The organism is Nocardia sp. 852002-20019_SCH5090214, assembly GCF_001665865.1.
Classification (GTDB): Bacteria; Actinomycetota; Actinomycetes; order Mycobacteriales; family Mycobacteriaceae; genus Nocardia; species Nocardia nova.
Genome location: NZ_LZMK01000220.1, coordinates 43,317 through 60,737, shown reverse-complemented (window position 1 = coordinate 60,737; position 17,421 = coordinate 43,317). Strand labels below are relative to the sequence as shown.

Here is a 17,421-nt window from a genome sequence, read left to right as displayed (position 1 = left end):
AGCCCCGTTCAGCGGCTCTGTTCCGACGTCGACGCGCTCGCGGCGACCGACGGCGCCGACGGTCCGGAATCGGCCGGCGCCTCTCGGATCCAGCGCCCCGGCCACCAGATTCCCGGACCGATCAGCGCGAACAACGCGGGTATCACCAGGGTTCGAATGACGAAGGTGTCGAGCAGGATTCCGACGCCGACCACGATGCCCAGCTGGGTCAGCGTGATCAGGGGCAGGACGCCGAGGACAGCGAACACCGCGGCCAGCACGATTCCGGCGCTGGTGATCACCCCGCCCGTGGAGCCGACCGCGCGGACGATGCCGCCGGTCACGCCGTGGCCCGGTGTCTCCTCGCGGGCACGGGTGACCAGGAAGATCGTGTAGTCGACGCCCAGCGCCACCAGGAACAGGAAGGCGAACAGCGGCACGTTGGTGTCCAGTGCCGGAAAGCCGAACACGTAGGTGCTGAGCAGGCTTCCGATGCCCAGTGCGGCCAGGGCGCTGAGCACGGTGACCGCGACCAGCAGGAACGCGGCCGGCACTGCCCGCAACAGCACCAGAAGTACCAGCAGGACGACCACCAGAACGAGCGGCATGATCACGAGCTGATCGCGCCGGGCCGCGTCCCGGGTGTCCAGGGCGACGGCATCGGAGCCGCCGACCAGCGCCTCGGCGCCGGGCACCGAGGACAGTGCGGTGCGAAGGCGACTGACATCGGCGAATGCCGCCTCGGAGGCGGGTGGCGCGTCCAGGGTCACCGACCAGCGCGTCAACCCGTTGTCCGAGACGCCGGTCGGTATCGCGCGCACGACGCCGGGAGTGCTGTCGAGGGCCGACTGCACGGCCGGCGCGGCGTCGGTGCGCGCCAGCACGACCGCGGGATCGCTTGCGCCGGAGGAGAAATGCTCGCTCACCGCACGCAGGCCGTCGACCGATTCCGCCTGCACGCGGAACTGCTCGGACTGTGCGAGCCCGACATGGGCGAACGGAAGCGCGGCAGCACATGCGGCCGCGACGAGCAGAAAGACGCCGGCCACCACGCCGGGCCGCCGTACCACCTTCTCCGCGACGGTGTGCCAGGCGCCGGAGGTCGCGGTGTCATGGCCGTCGACACGAGGAACGAACGGCCAGAACACCTTTCGACCGCACAGCGCCAGCGCCGGAGGCAGCGCGACGAGGACGAAGACCGCCGCGATCAGAAGCCCCACCGCCCCGAAGGCGCCCAGTCCGCGAGTGTTGGGCAGCAACGCGAGCAGCAGTATCAGCAGGGCCAGCACAACCGTCAGATTGCTGGCGAGCACCGCGGGCCCGGCTCGCCGAACGGCGATCCGCAGCGCCGCCCGATGGTCCTCGGTCCGATACAACTCGTCGCGGTAGCGCGACACCAGCAGCAACGCATAATTCGTGCCGGCCCCGAAGACCAGGACGCTGGTGATTCCCGCGGTCGAACCGTCGAACGTCAGACCGCTCACCTGGGCGAGGGCATTACCCGCCGCCGATGCGACCCGGTCGGCGACCGCCACCACCGACAGCGGAATCAGCCACAGCACCGGCGAGCGATAGGTCGCTATCAGCAGCACCATCACCACGGCGGCGGTAACCGCGAGCAGCAGAGTGTTGGCGCCGGAGAAGGAATCGGCGATATCCGCGCCGAAGGCCGGGCCGCCGGTGATGCGCACCTGCAGGTCGGCGGGTGCGTCCGCACGCGCGGCCGTGCGCAACTCGTCGATCCGGTCGGTCAAGGCGAAGCCGTTCAGCTCGGCCGGGATCGGCGTCTGGCCGAGTGCGGCGCGCTGGTCCGGCGACATCACGATCCCCGGCCCGCTCGCACCGGAACGTATCCGGGTCAGGGCCGCATCGGCCTGCGCTCGATCTTCCGGGGTGAGGACTGCCCCGTCGGCGCGCGTGACGATCAGGACCGCTGCCGCCGAATCCCCACCGGGGAACTGCCGCAACAAACGCTGTACCTGCGCGGATTCGGCGTCGTCGGGCAGCGAATTCGGCGCCGAGCCACCCGATTCGCCGCCACCGGACAAGCCGAGCACCGCGACGGCGGCGACCACCATGGCTACCAGGACGAGCCACCCTTTACGCCCGGAGACGATCTGCGCATATCGATCCCATCCGCCCATGCGCAAACTATTTCAGAAACTGAAATAATTTGCAAAGGGTCGGGCTCCGAGCCGATACGCTGTGTGCACTGCGCGCAGGAACGAGAAGGGAGACAGAGGTGACCGAGAGTTCGATCGATGCGTCACCCACCGATCGCGACGAACTCGAGACGGCGATCGCCCGCGACATCCGCGCGCTCACCGCCGTCTCGGATCGGATCTCGCATCTCTTCGCACATTCGAACGAATTGCGCCCCAACGACTTCCGCGCGCTCATGCATATCGCCACCGCCGACGCGGAAGGAACGCCGCTCACCGCCGGAAGGCTCGGAACGCTGCTGGGCGTCTCTCCCGGCGCGATCACCTACCTGATCGAGCGCATGATCGAGTCGGGCCATATCGAACGCGAACCCGACGACACCGACAAACGCCGGGTGCTGCTGCACTACAGCGATCACGGCATGAGCGTGGCCGCGGGATTCTTCACCCCGATCGGCATGCGCACCCGGACCGCACTCGCCGGCCTGCCGGACGCCGACCTGCAAGCCACCCATCGCGTCCTGACCGCCATAGTCGGCGCCCTCCGCGACCACAGCGCGGCGATCACGTCCGAATCCGAGAAGCCGAACCGATAGGCGTTCCGGCCCGGTCACAGCACCGCGTCGCGTAGGTCGTCCGACAGCCGCCCGGTAACAGTGCGCAGGTCGAGGCCATCGGGCGACCGGCCGGTTGCGTCTGCGCGCCCACGCTGGACGTACTGTGACCGACGTGGCGCCCGTAGCAACCCCGGAACCCCTGCCCGACTCCGCGGAGTTGGCGAGGGCGTGCGGGAGCGACATCGACCAGCTCACCGCCCGGCTCATGGCGGCCGTGTTCACCGACGATCCGGAGTGGACGGACTATTCGGCGGTGAGCCGAGCGGATCTGCGGGACGGATGCCGGCGGTTCCTGACACGGGTGCTGGAACTGCTCGCGGCGAAAGGGGCCGGCGCCGAACGAGACGATGTGGCCGCCGCGATCGGCCGGCAGCGCGCCGCGCAGGGCGTTCCGCTCGAGGCCATGCAGCGCACCTTCCGCCTGGGCGGGCGCATCGTGTGGGAAGCCCTGATGGATCGCGGCGGAGCGATGTCACCTGCCGATTTCCGCGAAATCGGGACTGCCATGTGGGCGGTGGTCGACGGGATGTCCTCGGCGCTGGTGACCTCCTATCGCGGTGCCGAACTCGATCGCGTTCGACGCGACGAACGCCGCCGCCACGCTCTGATCGAAGACGTCCTCTCCGGGCGCGGCCGCGATGCCGTCTTCGCCGCGCACGCGGCACGCGAACTCGACATCCCCGCCGGCGGCGACTACCTGGTGCTCGTGGCTCGCGGTGAACCGCAGCCGCTGCGGCCGGGGACCGAAAGCGCGTTGGCGGCCATGGGGATTCGCTCGGTCCGCCACGATCGCGGCGATCACACGGTCGGCATCGTCGCACTCGAACAGCATTCCCCGCAGCAGGCGGCGGAGGTGCTGGAACCGCTGGTTCTCGGACGCGCGGGCCTTTCTCCGGCGGTCGAGGGGTTGGCCGAGATCGACGTCGCCCACGCACTCGCCACGCTCGCACTGGATACCGCGCCGCGAGCTCGCGACGCCACCCTCACCCGGCTGGACGATAACTACCCGGAAGCCCTGCTGGTGCGCGCGCCCGATCTGGCGCAGCGATTGGTGCAGCGATCACTGGGACCGATCCTGGCGTTGCCCGCGAAGGAGCGCGACATCCTGCTGCACACGCTGACGGTGTGGCTGGCCCAGAACTGCTCGGCAGCCCATGCCGCACCGCTGCTGCACTGCCACCGCAACACGGTCATCAACCGGCTTCAGCGCGCGACGACACTGCTCGGGCGCCCGCTGGAGGGCCCCCGCCACCAACTCGAACTCTCCCTCGCGCTCACCGCCCGCGAACTGCTCGAACGCCCGGCCGGCTGAGCCCTCGGCGCCGAGCAGCCGCGAGCGGAATTGGGCGCAGCGCCCAATCCCGAGCCGCAATTCCTGGGCTTGCCGGGAATTGTCGGGCGTCGGCGCACGGATAAGACTCCACACCTGATGACCCACACCGCAACCGGATTCGGGTCAAACGATTCAGGACGAGGAGCACCACAAGTGCCGGAATTCGATCTCTTGATCATCGGCGGCGGGCCGGGCGGGTATGTCGCGGCGATCCGCGCCGCCCAGCGCGGCCTGCACGTCGCCGTGGTGGAAAAGGAACGCCCCGGCGGGGTGTGCCTGAACTGGGGGTGCATACCCACCAAGGCCATGCTGCGCTCGGCGGAGGTATTCGAAACACTCAGCACAGCAGCCGATTTCGGGGTCAACGCCGACAACGTTCGCTTCGACTTCGCCGCCGTCCGCCGGCGCAAGGACGGCATCGTCGCGGAGCTGACCGGCGGCGTGGCGGGGCTACTGAAGGCCAACGGCGTCACCGTGATCGAGGGCCATGCCCGCTTCACGGGACCGACCACCGTGGAGATATTCGAGCCCGGTCCCTCGCCGGTCTTCGCCGACGGGCCCCGCTACGGCGCCGCCCCGGCCGGCACCGCGAGCCGCACGGTGACGGCCACCGACGTGATCGTCGCTACCGGGTCCGTGCCTGCGCACCTGCCCGTTCCGGGCGCCGAGTTGCCGGGCGTGATCACCTCCGACGGCGCGTTCGGATTGTCCGAGGTGCCCGAGCGGCTCGTCGTCATCGGCGGCAGCGCGGTCGGCGCCGAATGGGCGGGGCTGTTCGCCACCTTCGGCGCGGACGTGACGATCGTGGAGATGCAGGATCGCCTGGTCCCGTCGGAGGACAAGGAGATCGGCGCCGCACTGGGCCGTGCGTTCACCAAACGCGGCGTCAGCGTGCTGACCGGATGCACCGTCACCGGCATCGAGCAGAGTGGCGAGGCGCTGACGGTCGACGTCGACGGCGCGACGACTCGGAAAATCCAGGCCGACGTCGTGCTCGTCGGCGTGGGCCGTCGTCCCAACACCGCCGATCTCGACCTGAAGTACGCCGGAATCGACACCGACGCACGGGGATTCATCACCGTCGACGGCCGGCTGCGGACCACCGCCGAGCATGTCTACGCCATCGGCGATGTCACCGGCAGAGCCCTGCTGGCGCACGTGGCGTCCCATCAGGGCCTCACCGCCGCCGACGTGATCGCCGGACACGACGCCCGCATCGACTACACCGTGATCCCCGCGGCGACGTTCACCCATCCGGAGATCGCGAGCGTCGGCCTGACCGAGGAGGCGGCGCGCGCCGGCGGCCACGAGGTGATCACCGCGAAATTCCCGTTCGCCGCACTCGGACGAGCCAAGGCGCTCGGCGAGACCGAGGGCTTCTGCAAGATCGTGGCCGGGGCACGCCATCGGGAAGTACTCGGCGTGCACATCATCGGGCCCTCGGCCAGTGACCTGATCGCCGAAGGCGCACTGGCGATCTCGCTCGAAGCGACACTCGACGAACTCGCCGACACCATCCACGCCCACCCCACCCTCGGCGAGATCGGTATGGAAACAGCCCTGACCGGGCTCGGCCTGCCGATACACACCGCGCCGCGTTCACGTTGAGGAGCACCACCGTGACCACCACAACCCCGCAGCAGGCCACCCGCACCTCGGCCCGCCGCGCACCGAAGCGACCGGCCGTGTCGACCGCGCCGGAGCAAGCTCGATCCGCAGCGAGCGATTCTCTGCCGGCCGATCGAACCGCCACGCAGACAGCATCATTCGAGTCCCGTGTGGCGGCCGAGCATCCCGATACGCTGCGAAAGCTGTATCGCGACATGCTGTTCGTGCGCCGGTTCGAGGAGCGCACCGCACAGAGCTATCAGCAGGCCCGGATCGGCGGCTACTGCCACCTCAACCTCGGTGAGGAGGCCACCGTGGTCGGCCTCGGCGCGGCGATGCGCCCCACCGACTACCTGTTCACCAACTACCGCGAACACGGCTACGCCCTCGCCAAGGGCATCGCGCCCGGCCGGGTCATGGCCGAGCTGTACGGCCGCTCCACCGGCACCTCCAAAGGGTGGGGCGGATCGATGCACATGTACGACACCGAGACTCGGCTGCTCGGCGGCTACGCCATCGTCGGCGGCCAGGTACCCCTCGCCGTCGGCGCCGCACTGGCGATCGACTACCGCGGCGGCGACGATGTCGTCGTCTGCCAAATGGGTGAGGGCACAACGAATATCGGCGCCTTCCACGAATCGCTCAACCTCGCCGCACTGTGGAATCTGCCGATCGTCTTCCTGGTGGTCAACAACCAGACCGGCATGGGCACCACAGTGGAGAAGTCCTCCGCCGAACCCGATCTGTGGAAACGCGCCGCCGCCTATCGCATGCGCGGTGAACGCGTCGACGGCACCGACGTCCTCGCCGTCCGCGACACCGCCAGGGATCTCATCGACACCGCACGCCGCGACGGCCGGCCGGCACTGCTGGAGGCGGTCAGCCACCGGCTGAAAGGCCACTCGGTGGTCGACCCCGCGAAATACCGCACCGAGGAAACCGTGACGGCCGCACGATCCCACGACCCCATCGAGATCTGGAAGACCGCGCTACTGAAAGCCGGTGCGCTGAACGACGATTCGGCCGTTGCCCTGGACGCGGAGGTCCTCGCCGAGGTCGCCGCCGCCGTCGAGTTCGCCGACACCAGCCCGCACCCGCAGCCGTCGAGCCTGTTCGACTACACCTACGCCACCCCGGTGCCCGGCGATTCCCGCCGCCTGCCCGCCGACCCGCTCTTCACCGCCTGAGGACCGCCCCGTGCCTGTCATGACCTACCGCGAAGCGCTGCGCGAAACCCTGCGCGAGGAAATGCGCCGCGACGACGACATCTTCCTGATCGGCGAGGAGATCGGCGTCTTCGAAGGCTCCTACAAGATCACCGCCGGACTGCTGAACGAATTCGGCGAGCAGCGCGTCCGCGACACTCCCATCGCCGAGGAAGGATTCGTCGGCGCGGCCATCGGCGCCGCCATGCTCGGCCTGCGCCCGATCGTCGAGATCATGACGATCAACTTCTCCCTGCTCGCCCTCGACCAGATCGACAATCACGCCGCCAAGATCTACGGCATGTTCGGTGGGCAGACCAGCGTGCCGATGGTCATCCGCACCCCCGGCGGCGGCGGACAACAACTCGGCGCCACCCATTCCCAGAACATCGAGCTCTACTACGCGTTCGTTCCCGGCCTCAAGGTCGTGGCACCCAGCACACCCGCGGACGCCCGCGCCCTGCTCAAGGCCGCGATCGATGACGACGACCCGGTGCTGTTCCTCGAGAACCTGTCGCTCTACAACACCAAAGGCGAAGTACCGCAGGACCTTCCGCCCGCACAGATCGGCAAGGCCGCCGTCACCCGCGAAGGCACCGACATCACCCTCATCGGCTACTCCCGCATGGCCACCGTCTGCACCCAGGTCGCGGACGAACTTGCCGCCGAGGGCATCTCCGCCGAGGTGATCGACCTGCGTAGCCTGCGCCCGCTCGACCGCGACACCCTCGTCCGCTCGGTCCGCAAGACCGGCTGCGCGGTCATCGGTGAGGACGACTGGCTCACCTACGGCATCGGCGCCGAAATCGCGGCATCGATCTCCGACGGCGCCTTCGACTATCTCGACGCTCCCGTGCGCCGCGTCGCCATGGCCGAAGTGCCGCTCCCCTACGCCAAGCCGCTGGAGAAGCTGGCCCTGCCGTCCGTCGAATCGCTCTACACCGCCGCCGTCGAAACCCTTGCGGCCGTGAGCAAGCGACGCTGAGAGGAAAGACCGTTGTCCGAAATCACCATGCCCCGCCTCTCCGACACCATGGAAGACGGCGTCGTCGCCAACTGGCTCAAACAGGTCGGTGACACCGTCACCCGCGGCGAAGTGCTCGCCGAAATCGAGACCGACAAAGCCCTGATGGAACTCGAGGCCTACGACGACGGCGTCCTCGAACACATCATCGCCGCACCCGGAACGCGGGTTCCGATCGGCGAGCCCATCGCCATTCTCGGCGACGGCAGCGGGACCGCCGCCGCACCCGCACCGTCATCGGCGCCTGTTCCGCAGACCCAGCCCGCATCGGCACGGCAGAGCATCGAGCAGCAGCCGGAACCGGCCGACATCGCATCGAAACGACGGCAGACCGCGCCACAGCCCGGCCCGTCCCCTGCCGACGCGGCGCCAGCGGGGTCTGTTGCGTCCTCCGCCGCAGATACCGTCCGCCGCAAATCCTCACCGCTGGCGCGCAAGATCGCGCAGGAACTCGGTGTCGACATCGCGACCGTCACCGGGACCGGCCCCGGCGGACGCATCACCCGACTCGATGTCGAAAATGCGCATGCGGCAGGCACTTCCGACGACGTGCACGCTGTCGCCGCATCGGAAACCTCGGAACCGGGCACCCCCGGCATCTCGGCCTCCGGCGACTACGACGAGATCCCCCTGACCACCATCCAACGCGTCTCCGCCACCCGCCTCACCGAGAGCAAACAGCAGGCGCCACACATCTATCTGACCAGCGCCGTCGACGTCACCGAACTCCTGGCCTTCCGCGCCCGGATCAACGAGTCACTCGCCGACACCGGGGCCGGCAAGGTCAGCGTCAACGATCTGCTGGTCAAAGCCGTCGCCACCGCACTACGCGCCAACCCCGCCGTCAACGTCTCCTTCGCCGGCGACACCCTGCGCCGCCACCACGGCATCCACCTCGGCGTCGCCGTCGCCACCCCCGCCGGCCTGCTCGTCCCCGTCATCCGCGACGCCGACCGCAAACCCGTCTCGGCCATCGCCGCCGAAACCCGCGACAAAGCCGAACGCGCCCGCGACCGCAAACTCCGCGCCGAGGAAATGACCGGCGGCACCTTCACCATCTCCAACCTCGGCATGTACGGCATCGAACACTTCACCGCCGTCATCAACCCGCCCGAAGCCGCCATCCTCGCCATCGGCGCCGCCACCGACGAACTCCGCCTCGACGGCGACGAAGTCGTGAGCCGAAAGATCGTGCGCGTCACCATGTCCGCCGACCACCGCGCCATCGACGGAGCCGTCGCCGCCCAATTCCTCGCCCAACTGAAGGAGCTGATCGAACACCCACTGCGCATCGTGATGTGAGGCCGGTGCGGCGTGGGCAGGCGGCGGAGGCTCCCCCACGCCGAATCGCCGTTGAGCCAGAACTTGAAGTTGACGTCAAGTTCAGATTAAATGGCAATCAGTCCAGTTGTGGTGCACCTCGGCTTCCCGGATTCGGCGGTGGAGCGTCGAGCACCCCGAGAGGAGCCGGGTGATGAGCGGGCAGCAGGCGGAGAATCCGGAGTTCGCGCAGATCGTAGAGGCCGTCGTCCTCGGCATGCCCGCGGCGCGACATCTGGGGTTCTCGTTCCGCCGCGTCGAACGGGGCGAGGTCGAGATCGTGCAGCCCTATCGCACGGAGTTGACCGAGCACAACGGCAACTTTCAGGGCGGCGTGATCGGGTCGCTGGCGGACTTCGCCGGTGGTTCCGCGGCGGGGACGCTGTTACCGGCCGGCTGGGTGAACATGACGGTCGACTACACCGTCAAACTTCTGTCTCCGGCGCGAGGTGAGTATCTGGTGGCCCGCGGGCGGGTCGTGAAGCCCGGCAAGGCGCTCACCGTCGCGGCGGCCGAGGTCTACGGTGTCGACCAGGGTGCCGAAACCCTCTGTGCGACAGCGTTGGTCACGATGCGAAACATCGACCTGCGCAGCCCAGGAGCTACGCCCGCGGTTTCCGCCGCCGGTCGCGGGGATGCGTGAGTCGACCGCTCGCCGGATTTCCCTGTTCGGGCCTACACGTGCGAACACGTCCTCGGCAACCCGGTGATCGGCGCGATGGCGAGGCCGAGTCGGCGCGCATTGTTACTGTTTTGCATGACCAGTGACTCGGCGCGGCGTAGAGAACAGCTGCGCGAATTCCTCCGCAGTCGCCGCGAACGGCTCGACCCCGCCGAGGTCGGGCTGGTGGCGACCGGACGACGTCGCACGCCGGGCCTGCGGCGCGAAGAGGTCGCACAGCTCGCGGGGGTCGGAGTGTCCTGGTACACGTGGCTCGAGCAGGGGCGCGATATCAAGGTGTCGACCGAAGTGCTGGACGCGATCGCGAGCGCACTGCGATTGACCGAGTGGGAGCGGGCCCACGTGTATCGGCTGGCAGGGATGAATCCGCCTCGGGCCGTGCGGGATCGGGATGCACAGGTCACCGCGGAACTGCGGCATCTGCTCACGGTGTGGTCACCGCGGCCCGCGGTGCTGCGTGACCGGTACTGGAACATCCTGGCCGTCAACGACGGGGCACGGATGGCCTTCGGCTACGACTGCGACGACTACAACTGTCTCGTCTCGTTTTTCACCAACGCGAGCTACCGGGAAATGCACCTGCACTGGGCCGCCGCCGCACCGGCGGTCGTCGCCGCCTATCGCGCGGATGCGGCGCTGAACGATCCCGAATTCGACAGGGTGATCACCGAACTCTCCACGATCAGCGCGGAATTCGCCGAACTGTGGGCCCGGCAGGAGGTGGGCGCCCCGACGCAGGCGGTGCACGCGGTGCGCCATCCGGCGGCGGGCGAGCTGTTCTTCGACACCACCACGTTGATCGTCGCGGACCATCCCGATTGGCATCTGGTGCTGTACAACCCCCGGCCGGGCACCGGGACCGAGCAGCGGCTGAGCCTGCTGACGCGGGATCAAACGGCCGCACCCGCATAGCCTGGTGGTGGTTATCCCACGTTGATCTCGCACTGGTTGTCGAGTCCGGCCCTCGGCAGGCTTCTTCCCATGGCACACAACAGATTCGACGGCAAGATCGCACTGGTCACGGGCGGGACGAGCGGTATGGGACTGGCCACCGCGCGGCGGTTGCGCGACGAGGGCGCGCGGGTGATCGTCACCGGCCGCGACCCGGGCCGGCTGGCCGCGACCGCCGATGAACTCGGGCCGGAGGCGCTCGCGATCGCCGGCGACACGGCCGACCTCGCCGCCATCGATGCCGTCTTCGAGACCGTCCGGAACGGGTACGGCCGATTGGACGTGCTTTTCGTGAATGCGGGCATCGGATTCTTTCCGCCGACCGATGCGGTGACCGAGGCCGATTTCGACCGGGTGATCGGCGTCAACCTCAAAGGGGTGTTCTTCACCGTGCAGAAGGCGATTCCGCTGCTGGCCCCCGACGCGGCCGTCGTGATCAACGCCTCGTGGGCACTACACCGCGGCATGCCGTTCGGCTCGCTGTATTCGGCGACCAAGGCCGCGGCGCACAATCTGGCACGCACGTTCGCTGCCGAGTTGGGCGCCAAGGGAATTCGGGTCAACTCGGTGAGCCCGGGATATATCGACACCCCCGCGCTGCGGGCCGAGCTTCCCGAGGCCGTGCAGAGCGCTGTGGCCGGCGATATCGTCGCCGGCCGGATCGGGTCCGCCGAGGACGTCGCCGCCACTGTGGCCTTCCTGGCCTCGTCCGAGGCGTCGTACATCACCGGACAGGATCTGCTCGTCGACGGAGGGCTGGTGGGCCTGGTTCCGAGCGCTGCGACCTGATCCCCCCGGCCATAGCACTGCGCAAAACGCGGTTCACCGGGGCGCGTGGGCTCCTCTGTCGGAGGCGGCGGTAGTCACCGATTCGCGCCGGCACTGCCGGTGCCGGCGATCGGCGCACACCACGAAGACCGGAAATCTGTCGTCTCGCGGACGCGGCTGGAAATGCACCCGCACCGGCCGATCCGACAGCAGCGGCACCTCCCCCTCCAGCGACGTGTAGACCCACGGCCCCTCGTCGAGTTCGACGATCGCGACCGTCGACGACGCACCACCAGCACCGGCACGGTCCACCACCCGCCACGACACGATCGAACCCACACCCGACGACGGCACCCGTTCCAGGTCATCCGACGCACACGAGGAACACCCCGCCGTGAGCGGCGCGAACAACTTGTCACACTTCGCGCATCGCCGGATCATCAAGATCTCTTCCGTGGTGCCGGCATGGGACCTGTGCCGAAGCTCGGGTGCAGACATCGAATCCTCCGCAACGTGACCGATAGATACGAACTCCAGGTTCGTCGCCGGCGAGCACCATCGCGACGGTAGAACTACCTGTGCGGATACCTATTTTTCGGAGACCGACGTGTCGAGCCGCGAACCCCACGGATTCGACGTGGGGCACATTGCAGGCCTTCTGACCTGCACAGACAGAGTGGGCGCAGAGGGGTTCGAACCCCCGACCGCTGGTGTGTAAAACCAGTGCTCTACCACTGAGCTATACGCCCGGACTTCACCGGCCGGGCGGCGGTGAAGATGGTGTGCTGCGCGGGGCCGGTTGTCCGGGACCGTGCGCGGCGGTTCATGAATCTAGTGCAGTGAGCGCTTTCTCCCAAGCCGCCTGGTCACGGGGCTCTCCGGGGCCGTTCATCTCGGCGAAGCGGATGATTCCGTCCTTGTCCACGACGAAGGTGCCGCGGTTGGGGAAGCCGGTTTTGTCGTTGAAGACACCGTAGGCCTGGGTGACGGCGCCGTGCGGCCAGAAATCCGACAGCAGCGGGAAGGTGTAGCCCTGCTCGGCCGCCCAGATCTTGTGGGTGGGCGGGGGTCCGACGGAGATGGCGAGGATCTCGGCGTTGTCGTTCTGGAACTTCGGCAGTTCGTCGCGCACCTTGCACAGCTCACCCTGGCAGATGCCGGTGAAAGCCAGCGGATAGAAGACGATCAGGACATTCTTGTGGCCCCGGTAATCGGCGAGGCTCACATCCTGGTTGTTCTGATCCTTCAGCGTGAAATCCGGTGCGGCCGTTCCCACTTCGAGCGGCATGCGCAGTCCTCCTGTCTTCGACGGCGGGCTGTTCCGGTACTCGGCGGCCGCCCGTGCGAAACAATAGTCACGCGGTGGATCAGCGCTGCTTCGAGGGCGTCTTGGGCTGCATCAGCTTGGTGCCGGTCCAGGTGCCGAGGCTGACCGGTGTGGTCGACGTCAACCCCGCGGTGGGGGCGGATTCGGCGATCTCGCTGGGGTCGACATGGCCGGGCTGACCGGTCTTGGGGGTGAGTACCCACACGACACCGTCCTCGGCGAGCGGACCGATGGCATCCATCAGCTCGTCGACCAGGTCCCCGTCTCCGTCGCGCCACCACAGCAGTACGACGTCGATCACCTCGTCGGTGTCCTCGTCGAGTAGCTCGGAGCCGATCGCGTCCTCGACAGACGCCCTCAACTCGTCTGCGGTGTCCTCGTCCCAGCCCAACTCCTGAACCGCCATGCCGTGGGCAATGCCAAGCTTCTGAGCGTAGTTCTGCGCGTCCGCCGCGGCGACCACGGTGGTGTCCTCCTCAACTCCCGACAACAGATAGTTGCAAGCGAACATGGTTATCGGCCGCAACGCAAGCCGATCCGCCCAAATAGCCTCCGAAATGTCGCGGATGCATGCCCCGGGGCGAAGCCCGCAGAGGCGGTTCGCAACGCCCTGAGCGGCCCCGGGACATCCGTTTCCCGGCTATCGCGCCGGGCATGCGGTCCGCACCGCGTTCAGCGCGTCGTTGACTCGCTTACTCGCGTCGTTGAGCGTGCCGACCGGTGCGGTGTAGGTCATCTTGCGGGATTCGCCGGCCAGACCGCGGGCGGCGTTCACGTATTCGGTGAGCTTCTGCGCGAGATCCGGGGGTAACGCGTCGCCGGCGGCGGTGACCCGCCCCTCCACGGTCCGCGCGGCGTCCTCGAGGGTCTGCGCGGCGGAATCGCGCTTGGCGTCCTGGTCGGGGGCGTTCGCATCGTGCGCGTCGACGAAGTCGTTGTACTTCGTCACCGCGGCACCGGTGGTGTCACGGAACGGTGTGCAGTTGTCGGCGACGGCTTTCGTCTGCGCGGCAGCCTTTTTCGACGAGGTGGCCGCGGCCGAGGACGCTGCCATCTCGGTCCGGAACGCGGCCGCGTCCGCCTGGTTCACGGTCGCGGTACCGTGGACAGCGGTAGAGCATCCTGCCACCACGAGTCCGGTGCCGACCGCCAAGGTCGCGCACGTCAGTCCGAACCCACGTGGGTTCAGCAGTTTCATCGTCCTCCCCGCTTCTCGAGCAGTCGAAAGAATGTCTTGTGGCGAGTTCGCTGCAACGAGCGTCACAGCCTAGCGAACGGTACTGGATTTACGGCTGACATGATGACCTGGGACGCATCATCGACAAGGATGTGAGGTGCGCCCCAAACCGTGAGCGACGGACGGCCCGCACACCAGCGGTGCTGCCCGGGGTTAGAGCCATCAGCTTGTCCACCCCCTGTACGAGGAGCATTGATTTTGACCGACCTGATGCACCCGATTTCGTCAAGTTCTGCATCCGACCCCGAGCCGACGAGCGCCAACGGTTCCGCCGACCACCAGTCGGCGCCCGCCCGCCCGGCCGGTGCGCGTGTGCGTGTGATCCGCGAGGGGGTGGCGTCATATCTACCGGACATCGACCCGGAGGAGACGAGCGAGTGGCTCGACTCCTTCGACGAGATGCTCGAGCGCGAGGGCCCCGGCCGCGCACGCTATCTGATGCTGCGCCTGCTGGAGCGCGCCGGTGAACGTCACGTCACCATCCCGTCGTTGACCTCCACCGATTACGTCAACACCATCCCCACCGAGAACGAGCCGTGGTTCCCCGGCGACGAAGAGGTCGAGCGCCGCTACCGCGCCTGGATCCGCTGGAACGCCGCGGTCATGGTGCATCGCGCGCAACGGCCGGGAATCGGTGTGGGCGGCCATATTTCGACCTACGCGTCGTCCGCGGCGCTGTACGAGGTCGGCTTCAACCACTTCTTCCGTGGCAAGAACCATCCCGGCGGCGGCGACCAGATCTTCATCCAGGGCCACGCCTCCCCCGGCATCTACGCCCGCGCCTTCCTCGAGGGCCGGCTGACCGAGGATCAGCTCGACGGGTTCCGCCAGGAATACAGCCACGGCGGTCCGGGCCACGGGCTGTCGTCGTATCCGCACCCGCGACTGATGCCCGATTTCTGGGAATTCCCCACGGTCTCCATGGGCTTGGGCCCGATGAACGCCATCTACCAGGCGCGCTTCAACCATTACCTGCACGATCGCGGGATCAAGGACACCTCCGATCAGCACGTGTGGGCCTTCCTCGGCGACGGCGAGATGGACGAGGCGGAATCGCGCGGCCTGGCCCATGTGGCGGCGCTGGAGGGTCTGGACAATCTGACCTTCGTCATCAACTGCAACCTGCAGCGGCTCGACGGCCCGGTCCGCGGTAACGGCAAGATCATCCAGGAGCTGGAGTCGTTCTTCCGCGGCGCCGGCTGGAACGTCATCAAGGTGATCTGGGGCCGGGAGTGGGACGCGCTGCTGGGCGCCGACCGCGACGGCGCGCTGGTCAACCTGATGAACTCCACCCCGGACGGCGACTACCAGACCTACAAGGCCAACGACGGCGCCTACGTGCGCGAGCACTTCTTCGGCCGCGATCCGCGCACCAAGGATCTGGTCAAGGATCTGACCGATCAGCAGGTCTGGAACCTCAAGCGCGGTGGCCACGACTACCGCAAGATCTACGCGGCCTACGCCGCGGCGCTGGCGCATCAGGGCAAGCCGACGGTGATCCTGGCCAAGACCATCAAGGGTTACGGCCTGGGCAAGCACTTCGAGGCGCGCAACGCGACGCACCAGATGAAGAAGATGACGCTCGACGATCTGAAGGCGTTCCGCGACGTGCAGCGCATTCCGATCACCGACGCCCAGCTCGAGGCCGATCCATATCTGCCCCCGTACTACCACCCGGGCATGGATTCGCACGAGATCGGCTACATGCTGGACCGCCGCCGCGCCCTGGGTGGCTTCCTGCCCGAACGGCGTTCGGCGGCAAAGCCTTTGCAGCTGCCCGGCGACGCGCCCTACGCCTCGGTGCGCAAGGGTTCGGGCAAGCAGAACGTCGCGACCACCATGGCGTTCGTGCGGCTGATGAAGGAACTGTTGCGCGACAAGGAGATCGGCAAGCGCATCGTGCCGATCATCCCGGACGAGGCCCGCACCTTCGGTATGGACTCGTGGTTCCCGTCGTTGAAGATCTACAACCGCAACGGGCAGTTGTACACCTCCGTCGACGCGGAATTGATGCTGGCCTACAAGGAAAGTCAAGTGGGCCAGATTCTGCACGAGGGCATCAACGAGGCCGGATCGACCGCATCGTTCACCGCGGCCGGCACGTCGTACGCCACCCACGGCGAGCCGATGATCCCGCTCTACATCTTCTATTCGATGTTCGGGTTCCAGCGCACCGGCGACGGCCTGTGGGCGGCCGCCGACCAGCTGGCCCGCGGCTTCGTACTCGGCGCGACCGCCGGGCGCACCACGCTGACCGGTGAGGGGTTGCAGCACAACGACGGCCATTCGCTGCTGCTGGCCTCCACCAATCCGGCGGTCGTCGCCTACGATCCGGCGTTCGCCTTCGAGATCGCCCACATCGTGCGCGACGGCCTGCGACGGATGTACGGGGGCGGGCGAGCGCAGCTCGGTCCGGGCGGAACCCTCGCCTCCGAGATGCCCGGGACCCATCCGGTGATGAAGGACGACGTCTTCGGCGGCGAGAACGTCTTCTACTACATCACCCTCTACAACGAGCCGTATCAGCAGCCGGCCGAGCCGGACGACCTCGACGTCGAGGGCCTGCTGAAGGGCATCTACCTTTATCGGCGGGGCGGCAGTAACGATGACGCGGCTCGCCGCGGTGGTGACGTGCGCGCCCAGATCCTGGTCGCGGGTGTGACGCTGCCCGACGGCCTGCGCGCGCAGGAACTGCTGGCCGAGGACTGGGGTGTGCAGGCGGACGTGTGGTCGGTGACCTCGTGGAGCGAGCTGCGCCGGGAGGCGCTGGCCAAGGAGATCCACACGCTGCGGCATCCGGATGCCGGAACCGACGCGCCGTACATCACGCGAGTGCTGTCGCAGGCGCAGGGGCCGTTCGTGGCGGCCTCGGACTGGATGCGCGCGGTGCCGGACCAGATCCGCAAATGGGTCCCCGGTGACTACACCACGCTGGGCACCGACGGATTCGGGTTCTCCGACACCCGGCAGGCGGCGCGGCGGGTGTTCAACGTCGACGCCCAATCCATCGCGCTGGCGGCGCTGGAGGCCCTGGGACGCACCGGCGGGGTCGATCCGTCGGTGGTCGCGCAGGCCGCAACCCGCTACCGCATCGACGACGTCGACGCCGCGCCGAAATCGATGAGCAGCGAAGAACAGCTCGCGTGACCGTTCCGGTAGGGGCGCGAATCGCGCCCCTACCGGGGGGTTGCGGAGACCGACAGCGCGA

General features: G+C 67.9%; 15 protein-coding genes and 1 tRNA gene. 10 read left to right on the top strand and 6 right to left on the bottom strand.

Annotated elements, in window-relative coordinates:
• Positions 1-8: 8 nt before the first annotated feature.
• Positions 9-2,123 carry an MMPL family transporter gene (locus A5780_RS17470; RefSeq protein ID WP_063011290.1) on the bottom strand — a complete coding sequence of 705 codons (2,115 nt, stop codon included), beginning with the start codon at positions 2,121-2,123 and terminating at the stop codon, positions 9-11.
• 98 nt (positions 2,124-2,221) lie between these two features.
• On the opposite strand from A5780_RS17470, the gene A5780_RS17465 reads away from it, so the two are divergent.
• The 9 genes from A5780_RS17465 to A5780_RS17425 all read left to right on the top strand — a co-directional run bounded on the left by A5780_RS17465 (position 2,222) and on the right by A5780_RS17425 (position 11,670).
• The gene (locus A5780_RS17465; protein ID WP_063011292.1) at positions 2,222-2,737 is read left to right on the top strand and encodes a MarR family winged helix-turn-helix transcriptional regulator; all 516 of its coding nucleotides are present in this window, start codon (positions 2,222-2,224) and stop codon (positions 2,735-2,737) included.
• 133 nt (positions 2,738-2,870) lie between these two features.
• Positions 2,871-4,070 (top strand): CdaR family transcriptional regulator, encoded by a 1,200-nt coding sequence (locus A5780_RS17460; protein ID WP_064908987.1) that lies wholly within the window; start codon positions 2,871-2,873, stop codon positions 4,068-4,070.
• A gap of 174 nt (positions 4,071-4,244) precedes the next feature.
• Complete coding sequence (gene lpdA / locus A5780_RS17455) at positions 4,245-5,699, top strand: dihydrolipoyl dehydrogenase (protein ID WP_064902393.1); 1,455 nt, start codon at positions 4,245-4,247, stop codon at positions 5,697-5,699.
• Between the two features lie 11 nt (positions 5,700-5,710).
• Positions 5,711-6,886: a pyruvate dehydrogenase (acetyl-transferring) E1 component subunit alpha gene (gene pdhA, locus A5780_RS17450; protein ID WP_227462735.1), complete on the top strand. Its 1,176-nt coding sequence runs from the start codon at positions 5,711-5,713 to the stop codon at positions 6,884-6,886.
• A 19-nt stretch (positions 6,887-6,905) separates the two neighbouring features.
• Positions 6,906-7,889, top strand: a complete 984-nt coding sequence (locus A5780_RS17445) for an alpha-ketoacid dehydrogenase subunit beta (protein WP_197521782.1) — start codon at positions 6,906-6,908, stop codon at positions 7,887-7,889.
• A gap of 12 nt (positions 7,890-7,901) precedes the next feature.
• Positions 7,902-9,230: a dihydrolipoamide acetyltransferase family protein gene (locus A5780_RS17440; RefSeq protein WP_197521778.1), complete on the top strand. Its 1,329-nt coding sequence runs from the start codon at positions 7,902-7,904 to the stop codon at positions 9,228-9,230.
• A gap of 172 nt (positions 9,231-9,402) precedes the next feature.
• Positions 9,403-9,891, top strand: coding sequence for a PaaI family thioesterase (locus A5780_RS17435; protein WP_063011298.1), 489 nt, complete (start codon positions 9,403-9,405; stop codon positions 9,889-9,891).
• A 114-nt stretch (positions 9,892-10,005) separates the two neighbouring features.
• Complete coding sequence (locus A5780_RS17430; protein WP_064908954.1) at positions 10,006-10,842, top strand: helix-turn-helix transcriptional regulator; 837 nt, start codon at positions 10,006-10,008, stop codon at positions 10,840-10,842.
• Positions 10,843-10,911: 69 nt separating this feature from the next.
• On the top strand, positions 10,912-11,670 hold the full coding sequence (locus A5780_RS17425) for an SDR family oxidoreductase (protein WP_064908953.1): 759 nt from the start codon (positions 10,912-10,914) through the stop codon (positions 11,668-11,670).
• A 33-nt stretch (positions 11,671-11,703) separates the two neighbouring features.
• Here A5780_RS17425 and A5780_RS43135 read toward each other — a convergent pair whose 3' ends face one another.
• The 5 genes from A5780_RS43135 to A5780_RS17400 all read right to left on the bottom strand — a co-directional run bounded on the left by A5780_RS43135 (position 11,704) and on the right by A5780_RS17400 (position 14,174).
• Positions 11,704-12,147 carry a Zn-ribbon domain-containing OB-fold protein gene (locus A5780_RS43135; protein ID WP_064908952.1) on the bottom strand — a complete coding sequence of 148 codons (444 nt, stop codon included), beginning with the start codon at positions 12,145-12,147 and terminating at the stop codon, positions 11,704-11,706.
• Between the two features lie 179 nt (positions 12,148-12,326).
• Positions 12,327-12,398: transfer RNA gene (locus tag A5780_RS17415), tRNA-Val, on the bottom strand.
• Between the two features lie 74 nt (positions 12,399-12,472).
• A complete protein-coding gene (locus A5780_RS17410; RefSeq protein WP_062999484.1) occupies positions 12,473-12,937 on the bottom strand; it encodes a peroxiredoxin in 465 nt (154 codons plus the stop codon).
• A 79-nt stretch (positions 12,938-13,016) separates the two neighbouring features.
• Entirely contained in the window at positions 13,017-13,439 is a 423-nt protein-coding gene (locus tag A5780_RS17405) for a DUF3052 domain-containing protein (protein ID WP_030518770.1), read from the bottom strand.
• A 177-nt stretch (positions 13,440-13,616) separates the two neighbouring features.
• Positions 13,617-14,174 carry a hypothetical protein gene (locus tag A5780_RS17400; RefSeq protein ID WP_064902389.1) on the bottom strand — a complete coding sequence of 186 codons (558 nt, stop codon included), beginning with the start codon at positions 14,172-14,174 and terminating at the stop codon, positions 13,617-13,619.
• 237 nt (positions 14,175-14,411) lie between these two features.
• On the opposite strand from A5780_RS17400, the gene aceE reads away from it, so the two are divergent.
• The gene (aceE, locus tag A5780_RS17395) at positions 14,412-17,360 is read left to right on the top strand and encodes a pyruvate dehydrogenase (acetyl-transferring), homodimeric type (RefSeq protein ID WP_064908951.1); all 2,949 of its coding nucleotides are present in this window, start codon (positions 14,412-14,414) and stop codon (positions 17,358-17,360) included.
• Positions 17,361-17,421: the final 61 nt, after the last annotated feature.

Excerpts from the sequence above, each read along its gene's own strand:
- A5780_RS43135 (WP_064908952.1), bottom strand. The coding sequence starts at position 12,147 with ATGTCTGCACCCGAGCTTCGGCACAGGTCCCATGCCGGCACCACGGAA.
- A5780_RS17410 (WP_062999484.1), bottom strand. The coding sequence starts at position 12,937 with ATGCCGCTCGAAGTGGGAACGGCCGCACCGGATTTCACGCTGAAGGAT.
- A5780_RS17445 (WP_197521782.1), top strand. The coding sequence starts at position 6,906 with ATGACCTACCGCGAAGCGCTGCGCGAAACCCTGCGCGAGGAAATGCGC.
- A5780_RS17430 (WP_064908954.1), top strand. The coding sequence starts at position 10,006 with ATGACCAGTGACTCGGCGCGGCGTAGAGAACAGCTGCGCGAATTCCTC.
- A5780_RS17400 (WP_064902389.1), bottom strand. The coding sequence starts at position 14,174 with ATGAAACTGCTGAACCCACGTGGGTTCGGACTGACGTGCGCGACCTTG.
- A5780_RS17470 (WP_063011290.1), bottom strand. The coding sequence starts at position 2,123 with ATGGGCGGATGGGATCGATATGCGCAGATCGTCTCCGGGCGTAAAGGG.
- A5780_RS17425 (WP_064908953.1), top strand. The coding sequence starts at position 10,912 with ATGGCACACAACAGATTCGACGGCAAGATCGCACTGGTCACGGGCGGG.
- A5780_RS17435 (WP_063011298.1), top strand. The coding sequence starts at position 9,403 with ATGAGCGGGCAGCAGGCGGAGAATCCGGAGTTCGCGCAGATCGTAGAG.